This window comes from Streptomyces sp. NPDC008001, from assembly GCF_042958085.1.
Classification (GTDB): Bacteria; Actinomycetota; Actinomycetes; order Streptomycetales; family Streptomycetaceae; genus Streptomyces.
The window spans coordinates 529,218-550,581 of sequence record NZ_JBIBIZ010000006.1 but is presented as its reverse complement, the minus strand read 5'-3'; the positions used below and the strand labels follow the sequence as shown (position 1 = coordinate 550,581).

The 21,364-nt window shown below is 72.4% G+C and carries 19 protein-coding genes, 1 rRNA gene and 1 pseudogene; 9 read left to right on the top strand and 12 right to left on the bottom strand.

The window, feature by feature from the left end:
- Positions 1 to 95: ribosomal RNA gene (gene rrf, locus ACFZCD_RS19195) — 5S ribosomal RNA — on the top strand; the annotation flags it as partial.
- Positions 96 to 164: 69 nt separating this feature from the next.
- Here the strand turns inward: rrf and ACFZCD_RS19190 are convergent.
- Positions 165 to 1,217, bottom strand: a complete 1,053-nt coding sequence (locus ACFZCD_RS19190; protein ID WP_391832299.1) for a hydroxyacid dehydrogenase — start codon at positions 1,215 to 1,217, stop codon at positions 165 to 167.
- Positions 1,218 to 1,340: 123 nt separating this feature from the next.
- Here ACFZCD_RS19190 and ACFZCD_RS19185 point away from each other — a divergent pair, with 123 nt between their 5' ends.
- The 4 genes from ACFZCD_RS19185 (at position 1,341) to ACFZCD_RS19170 (ending at position 5,182) form a co-directional block, all read left to right on the top strand.
- Complete coding sequence (locus ACFZCD_RS19185) at positions 1,341 to 1,904, top strand: GNAT family N-acetyltransferase (RefSeq protein WP_391832221.1); 564 nt, start codon at positions 1,341 to 1,343, stop codon at positions 1,902 to 1,904.
- Between the two features lie 10 nt (positions 1,905 to 1,914).
- Positions 1,915 to 3,144 carry a sensor histidine kinase gene (locus tag ACFZCD_RS19180; RefSeq protein WP_391832220.1) on the top strand — a complete coding sequence of 410 codons (1,230 nt, stop codon included), beginning with the start codon at positions 1,915 to 1,917 and terminating at the stop codon, positions 3,142 to 3,144.
- Positions 3,141 to 3,791, top strand: a complete 651-nt coding sequence (locus ACFZCD_RS19175) for a response regulator (RefSeq protein WP_391832218.1) — start codon at positions 3,141 to 3,143, stop codon at positions 3,789 to 3,791. The genes ACFZCD_RS19180 and ACFZCD_RS19175 overlap by 4 nt, the downstream gene beginning before the upstream one ends.
- 161 nt (positions 3,792 to 3,952) lie before the next feature.
- Complete coding sequence (locus ACFZCD_RS19170) at positions 3,953 to 5,182, top strand: serine hydrolase domain-containing protein (RefSeq protein ID WP_391832216.1); 1,230 nt, start codon at positions 3,953 to 3,955, stop codon at positions 5,180 to 5,182.
- Here ACFZCD_RS19170 and ACFZCD_RS19165 read toward each other — a convergent pair.
- The 8 genes and pseudogenes from ACFZCD_RS19165 to ACFZCD_RS19130 form a co-directional block, all read right to left on the bottom strand.
- Positions 5,167 to 5,949, bottom strand: a complete 783-nt coding sequence (locus ACFZCD_RS19165; protein ID WP_391832214.1) for an amidohydrolase family protein — start codon at positions 5,947 to 5,949, stop codon at positions 5,167 to 5,169. The genes ACFZCD_RS19170 and ACFZCD_RS19165 overlap by 16 nt on opposite strands.
- 145 nt (positions 5,950 to 6,094) lie before the next feature.
- Positions 6,095 to 6,382: pseudogene (locus ACFZCD_RS19160) on the bottom strand (pentapeptide repeat-containing protein); the annotation flags it as partial.
- 221 nt (positions 6,383 to 6,603) lie between these two features.
- Positions 6,604 to 8,196 (bottom strand): type VI secretion protein, encoded by a 1,593-nt coding sequence (locus ACFZCD_RS19155; protein ID WP_391832212.1) that lies wholly within the window; start codon positions 8,194 to 8,196, stop codon positions 6,604 to 6,606.
- A 46-nt stretch (positions 8,197 to 8,242) separates the two neighbouring features.
- Complete coding sequence (locus tag ACFZCD_RS19150) at positions 8,243 to 9,667, bottom strand: ATP-binding protein (protein ID WP_391832210.1); 1,425 nt, start codon at positions 9,665 to 9,667, stop codon at positions 8,243 to 8,245.
- A 10-nt stretch (positions 9,668 to 9,677) separates the two neighbouring features.
- Positions 9,678 to 11,231 carry an SCO6880 family protein gene (locus ACFZCD_RS19145; RefSeq protein ID WP_391832298.1) on the bottom strand — a complete coding sequence of 518 codons (1,554 nt, stop codon included), beginning with the start codon at positions 11,229 to 11,231 and terminating at the stop codon, positions 9,678 to 9,680.
- A gap of 2 nt (positions 11,232 to 11,233) precedes the next feature.
- Positions 11,234 to 12,574 (bottom strand): hypothetical protein, encoded by a 1,341-nt coding sequence (locus tag ACFZCD_RS19140; protein WP_391832209.1) that lies wholly within the window; start codon positions 12,572 to 12,574, stop codon positions 11,234 to 11,236.
- Positions 12,564 to 13,394 carry a hypothetical protein gene (locus tag ACFZCD_RS19135; protein ID WP_391832296.1) on the bottom strand — a complete coding sequence of 277 codons (831 nt, stop codon included), beginning with the start codon at positions 13,392 to 13,394 and terminating at the stop codon, positions 12,564 to 12,566. The genes ACFZCD_RS19140 and ACFZCD_RS19135 overlap by 11 nt, the downstream gene beginning before the upstream one ends.
- A gap of 176 nt (positions 13,395 to 13,570) precedes the next feature.
- On the bottom strand, positions 13,571 to 13,879 hold the full coding sequence (locus tag ACFZCD_RS19130; protein ID WP_030367101.1) for a hypothetical protein: 309 nt from the start codon (positions 13,877 to 13,879) through the stop codon (positions 13,571 to 13,573).
- Positions 13,880 to 14,305: 426 nt separating this feature from the next.
- Here ACFZCD_RS19130 and ACFZCD_RS19125 point away from each other — a divergent pair, with 426 nt between their 5' ends.
- Positions 14,306 to 15,709, top strand: coding sequence for a serine/threonine-protein kinase (locus tag ACFZCD_RS19125; protein ID WP_391832294.1), 1,404 nt, complete (start codon positions 14,306 to 14,308; stop codon positions 15,707 to 15,709).
- 2 nt (positions 15,710 to 15,711) lie between these two features.
- Here ACFZCD_RS19125 and ACFZCD_RS19120 read toward each other — a convergent pair whose 3' ends face one another.
- The gene (locus tag ACFZCD_RS19120) at positions 15,712 to 15,921 is read right to left on the bottom strand and encodes a DUF397 domain-containing protein (protein WP_391832207.1); all 210 of its coding nucleotides are present in this window, start codon (positions 15,919 to 15,921) and stop codon (positions 15,712 to 15,714) included.
- A 172-nt stretch (positions 15,922 to 16,093) separates the two neighbouring features.
- Here ACFZCD_RS19120 and ACFZCD_RS19115 point away from each other — a divergent pair, with 172 nt between their 5' ends.
- Both ACFZCD_RS19115 and ACFZCD_RS19110 read left to right on the top strand, forming a co-directional pair.
- Positions 16,094 to 17,083, top strand: coding sequence for an NlpC/P60 family protein (locus ACFZCD_RS19115; RefSeq protein ID WP_391832292.1), 990 nt, complete (start codon positions 16,094 to 16,096; stop codon positions 17,081 to 17,083).
- A 205-nt stretch (positions 17,084 to 17,288) separates the two neighbouring features.
- Positions 17,289 to 18,023: a phosphatase PAP2 family protein gene (locus tag ACFZCD_RS19110; protein ID WP_391832205.1), complete on the top strand. Its 735-nt coding sequence runs from the start codon at positions 17,289 to 17,291 to the stop codon at positions 18,021 to 18,023.
- Positions 18,024 to 18,233: 210 nt separating this feature from the next.
- Here ACFZCD_RS19110 and ACFZCD_RS19105 read toward each other — a convergent pair whose 3' ends face one another.
- Together ACFZCD_RS19105 and ACFZCD_RS19100 are read right to left on the bottom strand one after the other, a co-directional pair.
- Complete coding sequence (locus ACFZCD_RS19105) at positions 18,234 to 19,919, bottom strand: FAD-binding oxidoreductase (RefSeq protein ID WP_391832203.1); 1,686 nt, start codon at positions 19,917 to 19,919, stop codon at positions 18,234 to 18,236.
- Between the two features lie 146 nt (positions 19,920 to 20,065).
- Positions 20,066 to 20,242, bottom strand: a complete 177-nt coding sequence (locus tag ACFZCD_RS19100) for a hypothetical protein (protein WP_391832201.1) — start codon at positions 20,240 to 20,242, stop codon at positions 20,066 to 20,068.
- A gap of 93 nt (positions 20,243 to 20,335) precedes the next feature.
- On the opposite strand from ACFZCD_RS19100, the gene ACFZCD_RS19095 reads away from it, so the two are divergent.
- A complete protein-coding gene (locus ACFZCD_RS19095) occupies positions 20,336 to 21,283 on the top strand; it encodes a hypothetical protein (protein ID WP_391832290.1) in 948 nt (315 codons plus the stop codon).
- The last annotated feature ends 81 nt before the right edge of the window (positions 21,284 to 21,364 follow it).

Genomic DNA, 21,364 nt, shown 5'->3' with positions numbered 1-21,364 from the left:
AAACGCCCGGTTACATTCCGAACCCGGAAGCTAAGCCTTTCAGCGCCGATGGTACTGCATGGGGGACCGTGTGGGAGAGTAGGACGCCGCCGAACAATTTTTAGAGAAAGCCCTGGTGGGAACCTTGAGTTCCTGCCAGGGCTTTTTCGCGTTTCCGGAACGGTTTACGCCAGCCTTTCCAGTTCCTCCCTCCGTACCTCTCCCACCAGTCGTTCCCCCCTCACCCACCGGCCCGCCTCTTCCACCGCGTACGCCCCGAGCCGGCGCCCCTCACTTCCCTGGGCGCCCGCGATATGCGGCGTCACCAGCACATTCGACAGACGCAGCAGAGCGCTCCCCCTCGCCAGCGGTTCGGGGTCCGTCACGTCCAGCCACGCGTTCAGCCGCCCCAGCCCGCATTCGCGCTCCAGCGCCGCCGTATCGACGAGTGACCCGCGGGCCGTGTTGATGACCGTCCCGCCGTCCGGGATCATCGCGAGGTGGCGATCGTCCAGCAGCCGGTACGTCTCCGGTGTCTCGGGCGCGTGGACCGTCACGATGTCCGCTGCCCGGCAGAGGTCCGCCAGCCAGGCCACCCGCTCCACGCCCATCCGTACGGCGTCCTGTTCCGTCACGTAGGGGTCGTAGAGCAGCACCCGGTAGCCGGCCGCGGAGGCCCGTAGTCCGGCGATGACGCGGCGGCCGATGCGGGAGGCGCCGATGACACCGATCGTCCGGCCGTCCGCCCCGCGCCTTTCCGAGAACGCCGGCCAGCGGCCTCCCGCATAGGTCGCAGCCATCGACAGCGCGCTCTTCGCGGCGAGGGAGATCACGGCGAGGGTGAATTCGGCGACCGGGGCCGCATTCGCCTCCGCCGCCGACGAGACCACGATCCCGCGCTCCCACACCTCCTCCGTCACCAGCCGCTTTATCGACCCGGCCGCATGGACGACGACCCTCAGCCGCGGTGCACCGTCGAGAACCGGCCTCGTCAGCGGGGGGCATCCCCACCCCGTGACCAGGACCTCTGTATCTTCCAGCCCGCCGAGCTCTGCAAGCCCCGCATGTCCTGCATGACCCGCGTGTCCCGCCGTCCCGGCATGTCCCCCGGCCCCCGCACGTCCCGGAATTCCTGCCTGTTCCACGGCCCCCGCTCCGGGCACCGGCAGCACCTTCACTCCACGCTCCGTCAACTGCCTCAGCCGCTCCCGCAGATCGTGCGGAAGGACCACCTCCATCTCTTCCGTACCCATGACCACCGCAATTCCCGCGCGCGTGTCCGCCATGCGCACCCCTCTGCCCGCCCCGCAGAGAGCGAAAACACATTGCCCATGCCATCTATCTCGCGCGACGATCAAGAGATGGAGCACATCATCAGGTCGGTACGCGCGGAGGATTGGGAGAAGTCCAGGGAACTGCGGCTGGCGGCGCTCGTGGACCCGGTGGCGCCCATCGCTTTCCTCGACACCTACGAAAAGGCTTCCGCGCAGCCCGACAGCTATTGGCAGGAGCGGGCCCGGGCGAGCTCCGAGGCGTGCAGCGTCATCACCTTCGTGGCGGAGGCGCCCGACGGGCGGTGGGACGGCTCGGTGACCGTTCTCGTCGAACTCCCGGATGCCGACGAGGCCACCGTCTTCGGCGGGGCGCCGGCCGTCCCGCAGACGCACATCGTCGGGGTCTTCGTCCGCCCCGAGCGGCGCGGGACCGGCCTCATCCAGGCGCTCTTCGACGCGGCCGTCACGTGGTCCTGGGAGCTGTCCGAGCCGCGGGCCGAGCGCATACGCCTCTTCGTCCACGAGGACAACGGCCGTGCCCTGTCCGTCTACCGCAAGGCCGGCTTCGTGCCCTCCGGCGTCACGGTGGCCATGCCGGACGATCCGCAGGCGAAGGAGTACGAGCTCGAGCTCGTCCGTCCCGCGGGCTGATACTGGCCTGGTGTTCCCACGGATCCGTAGCCCCTGGGCCGTCGACGCCCTGATCACCGCCGTGGTCCAGGCGGCCGTCACCATCCCCTTCGTCGTGCCCCGATCGGCCGACGTGCCGCCTGCGACCTGGGCGTTCTACGGGATGACCACGCTGTCCGTGCTGCCGCTCCTGTGGCGCAGCCGGGCGCCGCTGGCCTGTCTGGTGGCGATCACACTGGCCGGGTTCGCCTATCTGCCGATGGACGGGCCCGGCCAGCCGATGCCGTACAGCCCACTGGTGGCGATCTTCACGGTCGCCGCGCAGGGCGGGGTGCGGCAGCGGCGGGTGACCATCGGCATCGGGCTGCCGCTCGTCGCCGTCGCGGTCGCCCTGCGGACCAACACCGCGCGCGAATACCTCTTCGCCTTCTTCCTCTTCACGATGGCGTACGTGCTCGGTGTGCTGGCGCGGACGCGGCAGGCGTACACGCAGGCCGTCGAGGCGCGGGCCACGGCCTTGGAACAGGCGAGGGAGAGGGAGGCCGAGCAGGCCGCCGAGCGGGAACGGGCCCGGATCGCCCGCGAGATGCACGACGTCCTCTCGCACGCCGTCAGCCTGATGGTCGTTCAGGCCGAGGCCGGGCCTCTGGTCGTACGGTCGGATCCCGAGCGGGCGGAGGCGGCGTTCGAGGCGATCGCCGGGGCCGGGCGGGACGCGATGGTGCAGTTGCGGCGCATGCTCGGCGTGCTCAAGGAGGGAGCCCAGGGGGAGATGGCGCCGGCGGGGGGTTCTCCCGTCGCCCGGCCTCGTAGCCCTCAGCCCACGCTCGACGGGCTCCATGACCTGGTCGGCCAGGTGCGGCGGGCCGGGCTCTCCGTGGCCCTGCTGACGGAGGGCGAGCCCCGGCCGCTCGCGGCCGACGCCCAGGTCACCGTCTACCGCGTCGTCCAGGAGGCGCTGACGAACGTCCTCAAGCACTCCGACGCCCGTACCGTGACCGTGCGCCTCGCCTGGGCCCGCGGCGGCGCCCCCGGCCGGCTGGCGGTCACCGTGACTGACGACGGATCGGGCGTCCGCAAGCCCGGTGGCGAGGGGAGCGGCAGGGGCCTGATCGGCATCCGGGAGCGGGCCGTGGCGCACGGCGGGTCCGCGTCGGCCGGGCCGGGGCCGGACGGCCGCGGCTACCGCGTTTGCCTGCACCTGCCCCTCGTGATCTCCTCACGGGCGGATGTTTCAGCAGCGGCGGGGGAGACGGTGTGACGATCCGTGTGGTGGTGGCCGACGACCAGGAACTGGTGCGGAGCGGCTTCGCGATGATCCTGGCCGCCCAGCCGGACATCGAGGTCGTGGCGGAGGCCGGTGACGGTGCCGAGGCCGTGGCGGCCGTGCGCCGGCACGCCCCCGACGTCGTCCTGCTCGACATCCGCATGCCGCGCATGGACGGCATCGAGGCGGCACGGGCGATCTGTGCGGAGAGCGCCTGCAAGGCCGTCATGCTCACCACCTTCGACCAGGACGACTACGTCTACGAGGCGCTGCACGCGGGCGCGAGCGGGTTCCTGCTGAAGGACGTGCGCCGGGACGACCTCGTGCACGCCGTGCGCGTCGTCGTGGCGGGCGACTCCCTGCTCGCGCCGTCCGTGGCCCGCCGCCTGGTCGCCGACTTCACCAGCCGCGGGCAGGCCGCCGCCGGGCCGGAGCTGGCGGCGCTCACCGCGCGCGAGCGGGAGACGCTGGTGCTGCTCGGGCGCGGGCTGTCGAACGCGGAGATCGCGGCCGAGCTGGTGGTCAGCGAGCACACCGTGAAGACCCACGTCAGCAATGTGCTGTCGAAGCTGGGGCTGCGCGACCGGATCCAGGCGGTCATCTGCGCGTACGAGACCGGGCTGATTGCCCCCGGCGGCTGAACCGGCCTCGTTCCTGCCCTTCGTCGTTTCCCTCGGACGTCTCCCTCGCGCGGGGGAGACGGACCGCGGCCGATACCCCTCGCGTCGGCGATTCGCCGGCCCGCACGGATCACGAGGATGGATGCCGTTGTGAAGAACCGGCACCACCAGGGGGAATCCTCATGCGCCGTACCCGCCGTACCCGCCTTGCCGTCCTTGTCGCCACCGCCGTCGCGCTGGGGGTGACGGCACCCGCGATAGCCGAGGCCTCCGCTGCCACCTCCCGCACCACGTCCTCCGCCACCTCTCAGGTGGCCTCCAGGGCCGCCGCGCTGCAGAAGGCGATCGACGGGCTGCCGGACGGCACCGCCACGGCCGCGCAGGTCCGTTACAAGGACAAAGACCTGCGCTGGAGCGGGGCCTCCGGGCAGGCCGACGTGCGCACGCAGCAGCCGGTCAAGGGTGACGAGCGGTTCCGCGCGGGCAGCATCACGAAGACGTTCACGGCGGCCGTCGCACTGCAGCTCGTCCACGAGGGGAAGCTGGACCTCGACGGGACGGTGCAGCACTACCTGCCCGGCCTGCTGCCCGCCCGCTACCCTGACGTCAAGGTCGGGCAGCTGCTCAACTACACCAGCGGCCTGCCGGGCGGCGACACCCGGGGGACGCCGAAGACCCCCGACTGGGACAAGGGCCGCTACACCACCTGGGACCACCGCACGCTCGTCCAGGCCGGTTTCGGCAAGCCCATGGAATTCGCCCCCGGCACCCAGCAGCACTACTCCAACATCGGCTACAACGTGCTGGGGCTGCTGATCGAGAAGGTCACCGGCCGGACCTACGAGCAGGAGCTGCGGGACCGCGTCATCAACCGGGCCGGCCTCAAGGACACCTACAGTGCGGGTACGAGCTTCCGCATCAAGGGCCGCCACACGCACGGCTACGAGGCGCTCAAGGACGACAAGGGCGTCACCCGGCTCGTCGACACGACCGAGTGGGACCAGTCCGAGACCTGGGCGTCCGGTGACCTCATCACCACAACAGCCGACCTGGACCGCTTCATCTCGGCGCTGTTCTCCGGCCGCATCGTGCCGCAGCCCGAGCTGGAGCTGATGTTCACCGTGCCGAAGGTGCCGCTGTACGAGGGCACGGAGGTCCCTCCGCGCGAGCACGCGAAGCCCGCCGTCTACGGAAGCGGCCTGGCGCGCGTCCAGCTCACCGCGAACGGTCCCGTCTACTGGGGCAAGACCGGCAGCCGCTACGGCTACCTGAACGGCTTCGCGGCGACGAAGGACGGTTCGCAGTCGCTGATCTACTCCGTGAACTCCACGGACGCGAAGGGGGAGAACCTTTCGCCGGGCTCGCGCGTCGGCCGGATCATCGCGGCCGGATTCGGTCAGCCCGCCACGTAGAGCCGCCCTCGCACCACCACCGCGTCGATCCGGCGGACGGCCCGCACGTCGTGCAGCGGATCCGCGCCGGCGGCCAGCACGACGAGGTCCGCCGCCTTGCCGGGCGCGACCGTGCCGGCCTCGTCCGCGAGGCCCAGCGCCCGCGCGGGCTCGACGGTGGCCGCACGGAGGGCCGCCGGGGCGCCGAGGCCCGCACCCTCGGCCAGTTGGACGAGCTCCTCGTGGAGCTCCCCGGGCCGGGTACCGGCTGCGAGGAGCGGTACCCCGCGGCGGTGCAGTTCCGCCACCAGGTGCAGGCGGTGGGCGTGGATCCCGCGGAGGCGTGCGGCGTCCGGGCCGTCGCCGGGATCCTCGGGACCGTCAGGGCCATCCGGGTGGCTGCGGGCGGCCGGCGCGGTCAGGGCGGTCAGGGCGGGAGTGAATCGTGTGCCGTTGGCGGCCAGGCGGTCGAGGAGCCGGTCCGCGCGGTCGGGGTAGTACGACCGGACGGCCGTCCACTCCAGGTGGTGGATCTGCCGGAGCCAGGCGCGGTGCCGGTCACCGCCGTACGGGCCTCTGCCGTAGTGCCGGTTTCCCCGGGGGTGCGGAGGGATCTTGATGCGGGTGAGGGCGTGCCGGATCTCCTCGTGGCGAGTGGAGGCGGCCAGCAGGAGCGCGTGGAGGTGCTCGACGATCCGCTGGCCGGCGTCCGACGCCTCCGCGAGCGGTACGGCATCGGGGCAGTGCCCTCCGTACGGCATGTGCTGCCTGCGGGCCTCGTCGGCCACGGTGAGGTACGCCTCCCGTGAGCCGCGGGTGAACGCGGACGAAGGCCGCACCGCTCGCGACGGCCCGGCGCACCGCCCGGCGGGCGGCAGCCTCGCCCCGTACCCCTACGGACTCCGGCCGGAGGGCGGGCGCGCCGTCGAGAGTGACGCTGTTGAGGGATGCACCGCTGAGGGACGCACCGCTGAGGGAGGCACTGCCGAGTGACACGCCGCCGAGTGACGCGCCGCCCAGGGGCGCGCTGCCCCTTAGCGCGAATCTCGTCACTCCTGTCCGTACGGGTGGACCGTCGCTGCCCCCGTCCGTACGAGCGTCGATCAGGCCGGGGATGACGTACCTGCCGCGGAGGTCCACCACGCGGGCGTCCGGCGGCACCGGGACCTCTGCTGACCGGCCCACCGTCTCGATGCGCCCGGCGCGCACGACGATCGTCATGCCGGGCTGCGGCGGCCGGACGCCGGGGGCGGCGATCAGTGTCGCCCGTGTCAGGGCGAGGGGCCGCGCGGACGTGCCGTCCGCCGCATCCGCCCGCCCCGCTGCTGCACAGCGGAGCGCGAGCGCCCCGCCGAGGGCCGCCGCACCGCCCAGGAAGAGGCGCCTGCCGGGCTCTGTCATCCCGTCCACCTCTCCGGGCCGCCAGGGGTCTCTCCTGATGACTACCCGACGAGCGTGCGGTGCGGCCACCGGGCGCGGGCCTGCTCCTCGGAGCGCATGAGCGCGAAGGTCGGCAGACCCTGGGCGACGCCGTCCGCGAGGAGGTCCGGGAGGGCGGGGACGGGCGCGACGGCGGCCACATCATCCAGCACCAGGGTCAGTGGTGGGTCGAGGCGACCGGCAGATGACCGTCCGGCCATGCCCCGGCCGCGCTCGACCACGCTTGCGACGAGTGCGGTCAGCAGGGGCATCGCACCCGGGCGGGTGCGGGGATCCTCAATCGCCTCACCCACCACGTACAGGGTTCCCCCCTCGGCGACAAATGATTCCCAAGCCAGGGAATCGGCTCGGTGAGGATTGCAAGAGTCGCGGACGTGAACGGACGACAATGCGCTCAGCGCACGCGCCGTCAGTTCCTGCGCCACCTCGCGCCGTTCGGGATGGCCGGTGAGCGCCGACTCCAGTTCGCCCGCCGCGCCGCCCGCCGCCTTGACGTGCGTCCGCAGGATCCGTACGGGCTCGTGCGCCGCCGCGCCCTGCGCCCAGCGGAGGACCTGGCGGAAGGGTCTGCCGTCCACGGCGGCGGCGTGCAGCCAGCAGCGCAGCAGCGTCTCCGCGGCGTCCGCGGTGGCCGAATCGAGGACGCTGTGCGGGCGTACGGGGGCGAGCAGGGCGGCTGCGCGGGCGGCGGCGGTCTCCCGGGCCGTGCAGCCCGCCAGGGGGGACCAGCGGAGCCGGTCGGGGGTGTCGAGGAGGTGGCTCGGGTCGAAGACGTGCACGGGGCCGAGCTTGGCGCGGGCGTCCTTCGTGCTCGCCCACAGTGCGGGGTCGCTGGTCGTGACGAGCACGGGGCCGGCGGCTTCCAGGACGGCCCGGACGGCGGTGTCGCCGCGGTCGGCCCCGTAGCGGACACCGGGCCCGGCGGGGCGGGCGGCGAGGCTCCCGGACGCGTCCGGCGGGGCGGAGGCATGCGGTCCGGGCGTACGGGGGGCGGGTACGGGCAGAGGGCCTACTGGGCCGCTCTGACTGCCCTCACCGTCCTGACCGCCGGGGCTGCCCTGTACGGGGGCAGGAGGACCGTCCTGCCGTGGGCCGGCGCCGCCGGAGGCGGCAACGGACGCGGCTGCACCATCCTCACGGCGCGGCCGCGGGACGGGCCCGGCAGCGGCCCCGGGAACGGCCTCCATCCCCGTCGCCTCCATCCCCGCCGCCCCGGGGTCGTCCCCCGTCGCGCCGGCCGCCCGGCGTCGCGCCCGTACCGCCTTCCACCGCGCCAGCGTGCCGACCACGAACACGCCCAGGACGATCAGCGCGAGCAGTTCGCCGATCAGGAGGCCCCAGAACAGGCCGTAGCCGGAAAGGCTGTCCGCCGGGGTGTCCGGCCAGGCCGCCGGGAGGTCGTTCGGCCGGGTGACCAGGTGGTGCAGGGCCAGGGGCGTACGGGTGAGGGTGACCCCCTCCGGCCAGGCGCCGTGGGCGAACAGCGCTGCCAGCCCCGTCGTCCCCCACACCAGCAGCGTCATGCCCAGCAGCAGCACGATGACCGCCATCAGCAGCCCGTCCGGGATGCCGCCCTGCGGCCGTCGCTCGCTCATCCCCACCGTCCCCCCGATTCCCTGTTGCCGCGCCCGCACGGCCCTCTCAGGCGACTGTCGACTCGGACGACGAACCCGCCTCCAGAGCCGCGGCCGCGCGCTCGGCGGCCGCGGCCTCCGCCGCCAGCTCGCGCGCGAAGTCGCCGTCCTCCGTCATGGCCCGGTCGGTGTAGACGAGCGGGCGTTCGATGTCGGTGACGAGGTGTTTGACGACCTGAACGTTGCCGTTGACGTCCCACACGGCGATGCCGGGCGTCAGCGTCGGGATGATCTCGACGGCCCAGCGGGGCAGGCCGAGCACCCGGCCCGTGGCGCGGGCCTCGTCGGCCTTCTGGGCGTAGATGGTGCGGGTGGAGGCCATCTTCAGGATCGCCGCGGCCTCGCGCGCCGCCGCGCCGTCGACGACGTCGGAGAGGTGGTGGACCACCGCGACGAACGACAGGCCGAGCCGCCGCCCGAACTTCAGCAGCCGCTGGAAGAGCTGCGCCACGAACGGCGAGTTGATGATGTGCCAGGCCTCTTCGACCAGGAAGATCCGTTTCTTCCGGTCGGGCCGGATCCAGGTGTGCTCCAGCCAGACGCCGACGATCGCCATCAGGATGGGCATGGCGATGGAGTTGCGGTCGATGTGGGAGAGGTCGAAGACGATCAGCGGGGCGTCGAGGTCGATGCCGGCCGTCGTCGGCCCGTCGAACATGCCCCGCAGGTCACCGTCGACGAGCCGGTCCAGGACCAGCGCGACGTCGAGGCCCCAGGCCCGGACGTCGTCTATGTCGACGTTCATCGTCTCCGCGGACTCGGCCTCCGGATGCCGCAGCTGCTCGACGATGTCGGTCAGCACGGGCTGCCGGTCGAGGGTCGTCCCGTTTCCGTCGGTGGAGCCGAATTCGCTGATCACGGCGGCGTGGGCGACCTTGAGGGCGAAGCCGGCCCGTTCGTCGAGCCCGCGGCCGGTGGCGACCTCGATGATCGTGCGGAGGAGGGCGAGCTGGCCGGTCGTGGTGATCGCCGGGTCGAGCGGGTTGAGGCGGATGCCGCCGTGCAGGGCGGCGGCCGGGTCGAGCCGGATGGGGGTTATCCCCAGCTGCTGGGCGATCAGGTTCCACTCGCCGACGCCGTCCTCGCCCTGGGCGTCCAGGACGACGACCTGCCGGTCGCGGAACCGCAGCTGGCGCAGGACGTAGGTCTTCTCCAGCGCGGACTTGCCGTTGCCGGACTCGCCGAGGACGAGCCAGTGCGGAGCGGGCAGCTGCTGGCCGTAGAGCTGGAAGGGGTCGTAGATGTAGCCCTTGCCGGAGTACACCTCGCGCCCGATGACCACGCCGGAGTCGCCGAGGCCGGGGGCGGCGGTCGGCAGGTAGACGGCCTGCGCCTGGCCGGTGGAGGTCCGTACGGGCAGCCGCGTGGTCTCCACCTTCCCGAACAGGAAGCTGGTGAACGCGTCGGTCAGTGAGGCGAGCGGGTCGAGCACGGCACAGCCCCTATCGTCGGATGCCGGTCGCGAACGGCAGGGTGTTGACGAAGGCCCGGTGGTGCTCGCGGTCGCACCACTCCAGCTTCAGGTAGCTCTTGCCGGCCGACGCTCTTATCGTCCGCTTGTCGCGCGCGAGCGCTTCGGGGGAGCGCGACGACACCGTGATGTACCCGACGAGGTTGACCCCGGCCGCGCCGCTGGCGAGGTCCTCGCCGCGCTGGTCGACCCGGGAGTGGTGGGCGACGTCGCGCGGGTCGACGACGCGGTTCATCTTGGCGGCGCGGGAGGCGTCCGCGTCGTCGTTGGTCTTCTCGGTCAGCATGCGCTCGATGGCCACCTCGGTCGGCTCCAGGTCCATGCAGACCGCGACCGTACGGATCACGTCCGGGGTGTGGACGAGCAGCGGCGCGAGGAAGTTGACGCCCACGGGCGTCATCGGCCACTCCTTCACCCAAGCGGTGGAGTGGCACCAGGGTGCGCGGGTTGACGACTCGCGGGTCTTCGCCTGGAGGTAGGTGGGCTCCATGGCGTCCAGCTCGGCCGGCCAGGCGTTGCGCTGGGTCATGGCCTGGATGTGGTCGATGGGGTGGTCCGGGTCGTACATGGAGTGGATGAGGGAGGACAGCCGGCTCTGGCCGAGCGGCTGGCGGACGCGGATGTCGGCCTCGGCGAGCCGCGCGCAGATGTCCGTCAGCTCGCGCGCCATGACGACGGCGAGGCCGCCGTCGCGGTCCAGCCGGCGCTTGCCGCCGTCGTGGCGGGAGGCGCGGGCGATGGCGTTGGCCTCGGCGGCCAGCTCGCGGGTGTAGTGCATGCAGGCGACGAGGTAGGCGCGGTGCTGCTCGGAGGAGGTCGACACCATCGACTGCAGCTGGTCGTAGGACTCCTTGAGCCACGCCGGGGAGTTGACGTCGCCGCGCCGTTCGACGTCCTTGGCGTGAGCGTCCGGGTCGGCGGGGAGTGTGCGGGCGAGCATCTGGATGCGCGTCACGTAGCCGTCGCCGTTGGCGACGTGCTTGAGGAGCGTGCCGAACCGGTCGACCAGCGCCTCCTGGTCCTCGGAGTCGCGCAGGCCGACGCCCGGGCCCTCGATCTCGATCGCGGCGGTGACCGTACGGCGGTCGGCGTGCAGCAGGACGGCGATCTCGTCCGGGCCGAAGGGCGCCGCGAGCCAGTTGATCCGCCCGATGCCCGGCGGCGGGCCGACCTCGATCTCGCGGCCGTCCAGCCGGGTGCCGGCCTCGGCGGCGCCGGAGCGGTAGGTGGTGCCGCGGCGCAGGGTGCGCTTGTACGTGCGGTTGATCTCGAACCATTTGTAGAACGTGCGGCCCTTGTACGGGACGTAGACGGCGGCCAGCGCCAGCATGGGGAACCCGGTGAGCGTGACGATCCGCAGGGGCAGGACGGGCACGAGGAGGCCGCACATCATGCCGAGGAACGCCCCGGCGATGATCAGCGCGATCTCTCCGGTCTCCCGGTTCTTGCCGACGACCGCGTTGGGACGCGCGCGGCCGATCAGATACGTACGGCGGGCCGCGACCGGCTGGGACTGGGCCTGGATCGTCAACTCCGCTCACCTCCTGTGTTGCTGCGGTTCTGTGCACGTGGCGCACGAGCGGCGGAATCGCCGCTTCCGCCACCCCGGTTGTCGCCGGTGCGGGCGGGGGGCCGGGTGCTGTGGGCGGCGACTCCGCCCGCCACGGCGTCGGCGGGCCGGTGCTGGGCGCCGCTGCCGCCGCCGGACCCGCCCGAGCCGCGGGCGCTGTGGGTGGTGATGCCCTGCTTGACCAGGGCGGCGGGGGAGGAGATCACGGCGGCGGCCTGACGGGACGCCGCGTCGTTGCTGGCGCTGCGAGTGCTCACGATCTCGTCGCCGAAACCGGGCACGAAGCGGTAGATCATCGCGCTGGCGAAGATGGCCAGGATGATGATCGCGAGACCGGAGACGACGGCCGAGAAGGAGTCCGGCCCCTTGCCGGAGGCCAGCGCTCCGGCAAGGCCCAGCACGACCACGATGATCGGCTTGACCAGGATCACCGCGATCATGATGCCCGCCCAGCGGCGGACGTGCTTCCACATGTTCTTGTCGACCAGGCCCGCGTAGACGGCGGTGCCGAGGAGCGCGCCGGCGTAGAGGAGGGCGGCACGGATCACGAGCTCCAGCCACAGGACGCCTGCGGCGAGCACGGAGACCAGGGACACCACGATCAGCATGATCGGGCCGCCGCCGATGCCGGTGCCCTTCTTCAGGGCGTCCGCGAAGCCGCCGAAGAAGGCGTCGTTGTTGGCGTTGGTGCCGGTGGCGATGGCCTGGGTGACGGCGTCGGTGGCCGACACGAGGGTGTAGAGGACGAGCGGCGTGAACGCCGAGGCCAGCACGGTGAGCCAGAGGAAGCCGACGGCCTCCGAGAACGCCTCGGTGAACGGCACGCCGCGCACGGCCCGCTTGGCGACGGCCAGCAGCCAGAGCACGAGCGTGAGCACGGTGGAGGCGGCGAACACGACGGCGTACTGGCGCAGGAAGGTGGCGTTGGTGAAGTCCACGTTGCCGGTGGCCTCGACGGCGCCGGACAGCTTCCGGATGATCCAGGACGCGGCCTCGCCGCAGCCCTTCGCCAGGGAGGCGAGGGGGTCTAAGGCGGTTTGGGGGTCGGGGCCCGATGGCGTGGAGCCCTTGCTGTCCTTGCCCTGGCAGATGCTCTTCGCCTGGCCGACGATGAGGTCGCAGGGGTCGCTGCCGCTCTTGCTCGGGCTGGACGACGGGGCCGGTGACCCGGACGGGGCTGTGGAGGGCGACGGTGGGTTGGGCGCTGCGAGGGCCCGCGAGGCCAGGGCGCTCACGGTCACCTGAGCGAAGACCACTGCCGCTGTCAGCGAGAGGCCACGACGGCGGCTACCTGGCATAAGTGAACCCTCCGTACCCCTTGACCGCGTTGGTGATCTCGTCGGCGCTCGAAGCGCGGATGTCACCGCTGACCGGCGCCGGTCCTTGCTTCTGCTCTGACGAGGTGAGCTTCCAGTCGCCGTCCGTCCAGCGGAGCTTTTGGGTGATGGTGAACCACGTCTGGGCGACGGGCTTGGTGGATCCCTCGCCCGCGAGCCCCACCAGTCCGGTGCACCACACTTCGACGGTCGTCTCGTTCTCGTTGAAGGACGTGGCCTTCGTGCCGACGGGAATGGTGCGGGAGACGAACGTCTGTCCCTTGGGGGCGGTGCCGTCGTCGTTGAGGCCGAGGTTCTTGAAGAAGTCGGCGGTGTAGGCCTTGTCGAGCTTGGCCTGGAGGTCACGCGCGGTGTCGGGCGTATGGATCGCGTCCACGATCGCGTGACGGGATTCCGTCCGGAACATCCCGTCCCCCCCCAGCGCCACCGCGAAATTCGCGGCCGCGGACTGCGCCCCCTGCTCCGTCCGCGCAAAGCCGGAGGCCACCGGCTTCACTCCTGACGGAGCCGTCGCCCCCGCGCTGACCTTCTCCCCGCTCTTGTCGGAGTCGCCGGAGTCCGATCCGCCGCCTCTGTTGGCGAAGGCGATGGCCGCGATGAGCAGCACGACGACCCCCACGACCGTGACCAGGTTCCGGCTGGACATGCCCGCGCGGGCGCCCCGCCCGCCCCGTCCGTTGCGGCCGCCCCGGCGGGGGCCGTACGGGTCGTCGCCGCCCTCCGGCAGCCGGGTGCGGGTCAGGCCGTGGTCCTCGTCATAGCCGTCCTCGCCGAGACTCATAGCGCGCACGTCCCCTCATACGTCGTCGCCGTCGCCGCTGTGGCACCCGCGTATGACGGTAGCGGCGCGGAGCGTTTCCCGGGGGAGGAGGACGAGGGGGTGTGAGGGGGCATCAGGTGGCAGCCTCGGGTGCGGGGGAAGGAGTCATGGCATGTGACGCGCGTGCGCCCCCACGCTCAGACGGCCATGCCGTAGACGATGGTGAACAGGGTGCCGAGCGAGCCGATGATGAAGACGCCCGTCAGTCCGGCGACGATCAGGCCCTTGCCCTGCTCCGCGCTGAAGGTGTCGCGCAGTGCGGTGGCGCCGATCCGCTGCTTCGCCGCGCCCCAGATCGCGATGGCGAGGCAGAGGAGGATCGCCACGGCCATGATGACCTCGATCATCACCCGAGCCTCGTTGCCCAGGCTACCGAACGGCCCCCAGTTGGGGGCGATTCCGCCGATAATGGTGTTGATGTCGCCCTTTCCGGCCGCCAAAAACATGTGTAACTCACCGCCCCTTATGGGTTGTTGTCAACACCCTCACCGCTGGGCAAAGGTCAGGACCTATCTTCGCCGAAGTTGCCGCCCCGGCATGTCGACTTGGCGGCATTTCTTGGCGGAACTCGTACGCATGCTCCCCGTGAGCCCCTGACCTGCGATGCAGTCCGATGTCAGTGGGGCCTCCTAAGGTGACTCTGTGTATCACGGGTGTGGACGCCGGGCAATGATCGGCCGGACGGGGGGCCATGGGGATGTTCAGGCGGCAGTCTGTTCGGTCGGTACGCTGTCCCGAGCGCCTGCCGGGTGCCGACCGTGCCCCGGGGCCGGCGGGCCGGCCCGCGCGCCACGGGGGCATCGAGATCAAGGGTGGTACGGGTGCTGGTTGCCGATCGCTACCGGCTGGAGGAGCTGCTCGGCCGCGGTGGCATGGGCGAAGTCTGGCAGGCGCAGGACGAGGTGCTGGGCCGTCAGGTCGCCGTGAAGCTGCTGCTGGGCGACGACGGCGACGAATCGGCCGCTTCCCGCTTCCGGCTCGAAGCGCAGACGGCCGCGCGGCTGAATCATCCTCAGGTCGTCGCCGTCTACGACTTCGGGTCCTGGGACGGGCGCTTCTATCTGGTGATGGAGCTGGTCAGGGGCCCGAGCCTGGCTCAGGAGCTGTCTGCCCGCGGCCCGCTCGCCCCGCGCCGGGTGGCCCGCATCGCCGCGCAGTCCGCGGCCGGCCTGGCCGCGGCGCACCGCCAGGGCGTCGTCCACCGGGACATCAAGCCCGGCAATCTGATGCTCGACGCCGACGACACCCTGAAGATCGGCGACTTCGGCATCGCCCGCTTCGTGGACGAGACCTCCGCCGGGCTGACGCGCGTCGGCCAGATCGTCGGCACGAGCACGTACCTCGCCCCGGAGCGGGCCCTGGGCCGCGTGGCGGGCCCCGCCTCGGACGTCTATTCGCTGGGATGCGTGCTCTACCAGCTGCTGGCCGGGCAGCCGCCCTTCTGGGCGGACAGCCCGACCGCCCTGCTCTACCTCCACGTGGACACGCCCCCGGTGCCGCCCCGTCAGCACCGGGCCGATCTGCCGGCCGCCTTCGAGGCGTATCTGCTGCGGATGCTCGCGAAGAAGCCGGAGGACAGGCCGTCCGCCCAGGAGGTGGCCGACTGGTTCGCCGGGCCGTCCTGGGAGGAGCCGCTCCGGCCCCTGCGGACGCCCATGCCGGAAGCGGCGCCCGCACCCGCCGCCGGCCCGGTGGGCGTACCGGCCCGGCCGCCGGTGCCGCCGTCCGCGCCGTCGGCGGCAGCCGTCCCCGGTGCTCCCGGTGCGCCCGGGATCCCCGGGCCTCCCGGGGTCCTGCCGGGAGGCATCCCGGCCCCGGCCCCAACCCCGCACGCCACTCCGGCTTCCGGCCCGGCCCCCGCTCCGGCGCCGGGGCACCGCAGAGCCCCCAGTGGCGGCAGGAACTCCCGGGCCCCGCAGGCCCCGGCCGGGCACGGCGGCATGTCCGGCGGAAGTGGTGGCGGTGGCGGCCGCGCCAAGGGCATACGCAGCCCCAAGGTGCTCAGCGCCGTGGCGGGCGTCGTGGCCTTCCTGGTGGCGGCGCTGATCGGGGCGTCCGTCTTCGGTGGCTCCGGCAGCGAGACGGGCTCGCAGCGGCCCGAGACGCTGCCGACGGAGTCCGCGGACCGTGCGCCCGGCGGAAACCACAAGGGATCGAATGCCGTGCCCGCCGAAGGCGATCCGGCGTCCGCGCCCTCCCCGGCCGCCTCCCGGAAGAAGTCCAAGAAGAAGCCCAAGGACGGCAAAGACCCCAAGGACGCCAGAGACAGCGACTGAGCTCAGGCCCCGGGGACGTCCTCCACGAAGTGGTCGAACTCCCCGGCCCTGACCCCGAGGACGAAGGCGTCCCACTTGGCCGCGGTGGTCACCACCACCGTCTCGGGCTCGGTGTTCGTCCGCAGGTGGACGTCGCCGTTCTCGGCGAAGGCGATTTCCAGGTACTCCGTCTCGTCGCCTTCGGTCACCGGTATCCAGTCGAGCTCCGCCATGGCCCCTCCTCGCCTTCTCGCCACCTCACCGGGCCCGCCCATCGGGTCCGCTCACCGTAACGCGTGGCGGCGACGGGGCGGCACCGCACGGCTGGTGACGGATCGATACAAAGTACGGATACGCAGCGGGTCGTTGGGGGAGGATTGCGGGGTGCGGAAGCTCTGGGTGGGCATGGGTGTGGGCATCGCGATGTGCCTGTGTTTCATCGGGCTGCTCGTGATCGGCGTGTACACGGCCGCGTCGAACCTGCTCGGGGGCGGCGGCGGAGGAGGCGCCGTCGGGCTGGCCAAGGGCGCCGTCCCGGACCAGTACCAGACCCTGGTGCAGAAGTGGGGCAACCTCTGCCCCGCGCTCAACCCGGCGATCCTCGCCGCGCAGATCTATTCGGAGAGCGGCTGGAACCCCAGGGCCGTGAGCCCGGCCGACGCGCGCGGGATAGCCCAGTTCATCCCGGGCACGTGGGACGCCCACGCGATCGACGCCAACGGCGACGGCAAGAAGGACATATGGGATCCGCAGGACGCGATCCCGTCGGCGGCGGTGTACGACTGCGAGCTCTCCAAGTACGTCAAGGACGTCCCCGGCGATCTGTCGGACAACATGCTCGCGTCGTACAACGCGGGTTCGTACGCGGTGATCCAGCACCACGGCATCCCGCCGTACCGCGAGACCCAGGGGTACGTCCGCTCCATCCGCACGCTGGAGAAGAGCTTCGCCCGCCCCGTGGGCCGGGTCGCGCCCTCCCAGCAGGCCGCCGGAGCGATCTACTACGCCCAGGAGAAGCTCGGCACGCCCTATCTGTGGGGCGGTGACGGCACCGCCGAGGACAACGGCCGCTTCGACTGCTCGGGCCTGACCAAGGCCGCGTACGAGTCGGTGGGCATCACCCTGCCCCGCGTGGCCAACGACCAGTGGAACGCGGGCCCGCACCCCAAGCGCGACGAACTGCTCCCGGGCGACCTCGTGTTCTTCGCCAACGACCTGAAGGATCCGCGCTCCATCCACCACGTGGGCATCTACGTGGGCGGCGGATACATGATCAACGCCCCGTACACCGGGGCCGTGATCCGCTTTGACAAGATCGACATGCCGGACTACATCGGAGCGACCCGCGTCACCCAGGATGGCGCGAAAGCACTGCCCGCGGCGAATGCCGCATGAACGCGCCGGGGCCGAATGCGACGATGGGTCACCCTTCCATAACGTCCTGGTGATCTTTGGGAGAAGAGTGGAACGCCCGGCCGGAGTGGCGCGTTCCATGAGAAGTGGGAAAGCAGCGCCACTGAGCGGGGGCTACAGCGACGCACGGACCACGGGGGTCGGCAGCTGGACGTAGCGACAGGCGACAGATAAGGGGCCACGGCACATGGCTGGACTCGCGATGGGGTATCCCATGCCGGAGGCCAGGGGCGGGAACCCCGACACCAGCACGCTGTACGACATCAACGGCCTCGCGAAGGACGCCCCCGGCTGGCTCGACCGCACCATGGCGTTCATCGGCGAGTACGGGATCGTGCTCGGCCTCGCCGTCCTCATGGTGCTCGCCTGGTGGAGCCTGCGCCGCCGGCAGGACGCGCCGGCCGCGGTCGCGGCGCTCCTCTGGGCGCCGCTCGCCGCCGGCATCGCCCTCCTCGTCAACGTCCCGATCCGCGGCTTCGTCAAGCGGCCCCGGCCCTTCCTGGACCACACGGGTCTGGAAGTGCTGGTCAAGGGCAAGACCGACTACTCCTTCGTCAGCGACCACGCGACGCTGACGATGGCCATCGGCGTGGCCCTCTTCGTCGCCAACCGCAAGTACGGCCTGATCGGAATCGGCCTCGCCTTCCTCGAAGGCTTCTGCCGCGTCTACATGGGCGTCCACTATCCGACGGACGTGATCGGCGGCCTCGCCCTCGGTACGGCCGTCGCGCTGCTGCTGGCGCCGCTCGCGATGATGCTGCTGACCCCGCTCACGCGGGCGGTCGCGGGCACGGCGCGCTGCGCGTGGCTCGTCCGGTCGGCCCGGCCGGTTGCGGCCGCGCCTCCGCCGCTCGTGACGGCCGAAGCCACGGAGGCGGGGCGCGAGACGCCCCGGCCCCGCGACAACGACCTCGCGGCGTAGGCCTTGCCGGCGGCTGGGGTGCGCACGTCTCGGTGCGGGGTTCGCGGATTCCGCCGGACCCTCGCCGCCATGACGGCGAGCCCGCTCCTCCGCCCCCGTCGAGAGGCCTGGCCTCTCACAGCCCGCCGCCGCGGCGCTTTGCCACCGCGGTGAGGGTCCGGCGGAATCCTGTGCCACCGGAACCGGCACGTACCGCCTGAGCGCCGCAGGCTACAGGGCCTGGGGGAAGTCGAAGACGCGGTCCGGGTCGTACTGCCGCTTGAGCTTGGTCAAGCGGCCCTCCGCGTCGCCGTAGTACGCCTTGCGCCAGTCCTTCAGGCCGGCGTCCGCGTAGTTCTGGTAGGCGGCGCCCGAGGCGTGCCGGCGCATGGTCGCGTGCGTGCCGTCCAGCCAGGAGGTCTGCGTGCTGCCGGAGGCGCCCGCCGCCCAGTGCGCCAGGTACTGGGCGAGGAACCGCGAGCGGCGGTGGACGAACGCCGTGGCCAGCGGCTGGACGCGGTTGACCGCGCCGCCCAGGGCCGTCAGCTGGACCGAGACCCCGCCGCTGCCGCCCCCTCGGGAGAAACGTTCCACCTGGCCGGTCAGGGCCTGCACGCCCGCCGCGCTCAGCGACCGGTCGTAGAAGTCGGAGCGGGCGCCGTACGTCTCGCGCTCCAGCGAGCCGGAGGACTCCCGGCCGGGCGTGCTGCCGGGCAGGTGGCACTGCGTCTGCGACTTGTCGGAGCAGCCCGCGTACGCGCGCACCATGTCGAGGTGGGAGCGGCGGCGCAGCCGCACGCCGTTGGACGTGCCGCCGACCTTGCTCACCAGCGCGTCCAGGGCGTTCTCCAGGTCGCCGTACGTGCCGAGGGAGTACGCGGAGACGGAGATGCGGGGCGTGCCGCCCGCCGCGGCCGACAGGTCGCAGGAGGACCAGATCTCGTCGGGCCGGGTCGGGCCCCACTCCTGCCAGGCGCGGATCACGTCGGCGGCCCGCGACCAGGGCCAGGAGACGTAGCCGGTGATGCCGTCGGCCGCCTTGCGGGTGCGGAACCGGAGCTCGGTGACGACGCCGAAGTTGCCGTTGCCCGCGCCGCGCAGGGCCCAGAACAGGTCGGCGTTGCGGTCGGCGTCGCAGTCGAGGACCTTGCCGTCGGCGGTGACGAGGGTGGCGCCGGTGAGGTTGTCGCAGGTCAGGCCGTAGGCGCGGGAGGTCACGCCGTGTCCGCCGCCGAGGGTGAGGCCGGAGATGCCGACGGTGGGGCAGGAGCCGGAGGGGATGGTGACGCCGTGTCCGGCCAGCCCCGTCTGCACGTCGATGAGCTTGGCGCCCGCGCCGATGACCGCGGTGCCGGAGTCCGGGGCGCCGACCGTCCGCAGCCGGGAGACGTCGATCACGAGCCGGTCGGTGCCGCTGGACCAACCGGCATAGCTGTGGCCGCCGTTGCGTATGGATATCCGCGTGCTGTAGCGGCGGGCGAAGGCGAGGCACTCGCGGACGTCCTGGACCCGGGCCACGTAGGCGATGCCGGCGGGGCGCAGGCCGTCGAAGCGGGTGTTGTAGAGCTGCCGGGCGGCCGTGTAGTCGGCGTCGCCGGGGCGGACGAGACCGCCCGACAGGCTCTTGCCGAGGGCGGTCCAGTCGGCCGTGCCCGGGTTCGGGCGCTGCGAGGCGGGGACGGCCCGGGCCGACGTGACCATTCCGCCGGGGCGCTCCAGGCCGCTGCTGTCGCTGCAGGACGCCGCCCAGGCACCGGCCGCGGCCAGCCCCGCCCCGGCGGTGAGCAGCTGCCGCCGGCCGAGGAAGCCCCGCGGGCCGCCCGCGCCGGCACGTCCTGCCGGGCCCGCGCCCGTACGGTCCGCCGCCCCCGCGCCGCCTTCCGCGCCCGCGCGCGTTCCGTTCACGTCAACGGTCATGTCCGCCCCCGTCACCCGATGTGCTGTCTTTTCCCTGCCGGTTTCCCCCGCCGCGGAGACAGATGACGCGGGGGTGGCAGTGGTTCCGCCTACCCGGGCGGGAGGTGGGCAGACGTGGCCGGCGGGGGCCGCGGGCGGTCGGGCGGTCAGCCGGTCTCGCCGGCCGCGGCCTCGTGTCCGGCCGCGTCGTCGCGGGCCAGGGAGCGGGCGCGGCGGGCGGGGCCGCGCCAGCCGCAGGTGCAGCGGGCCGAGCAGAAGGAGCCCCGCTCGCTGGTGCTGGTGAAGTGGGCCGCGGACGGCTCCGCGGATGCTGGCTCGGACACGTGACCACGCTACCGGCCCGTGACGGCCGCGCCCACGCCGTCGTTGGCAGTAACGGGTTCCACAGCGGGTCGGCAGCAGGGGGCTGGCAGGGCATGGTGGCGCGGAGAGAAGGACGCGAGGGACGCGGCGGACGCGGCCGTCGCAGAGGCGCGGCCGTCGCCGCGGCGGTGGCCGGCGGTATCGCCCTCGTCCTCTTGGCGTCCGGCTGCGCACTCCCCGGCCGGGGCGCGGGCGAGGCCCCCGAGCTGCACGACAGCATGAAGAGCCTGAGCGGTCAGGCGCGGCAGGCGGGCGACGAGAGCGAGCCCGGGCGGGCGCGGGCCGCGGTGCGCGAGGCCGCGCGGACGCTGGCCCGGGCCGGGCGGGCGCGGGTGCGGACGTCCATGGAGACGGTCAGCGGCGGCACCCGGCTGACCATCCACGGCACCGGAGGGTACGACTTCGGGCGGCCCGCCGGGCAGTTGACCGTGCTGGTGCCCGAGGATGCGGCCGGGGCCGCCGAGCACCGGCCGATCACGGAGGTCTTCTCCCCGGGCGCGCTCTTCATGAAGAACCGGGGCGCGGGCGTCCCGGCCGACAAGTGGGTGCAGCTGGCCACGTCCTCGCTCGCCGACGGCAACCTCCTCACCAACGGCGCCACGGACCCGCTCGCCGCGGCCGAACTGCTCGGCGGGGCCCGCGAGGTGACCTACATGCGGGACGAGCGGGTCGGCGGAGTGCGGGTGAAGCACTACTGGGGCACGATCGACCTGGGCCGGGCGGTGCGCGCCGCGCCGGTGCGGGACCGGGGGCCGCTCGCCACCGCGGCCAAAGGTTTCTCCAGCGGCACGGTCGCCTTCGACGCCTATCTGGACGAGCAGGGCAGACCGCGCCGGCTGCGCCACCGCTTCAGCGTGGAGGGCACGGGCCCGGCGGCTCCGCCGTCCCCGATGACCGTGGTCTCGACGGTCGAGCTGTACGACTTCGGCGCCGATGTGGACGTGGCCCTACCCGACGCCGCCGATATCTATGCGGGGACGGTCGGTTCGCCGCGGAATTGACGCGGCAGGGCGTAGTTGGCCATGGAAATGGTCCTTCTGTGCCATGCGCGCCATGTGTACCGATCACTACCCTGGTCAACC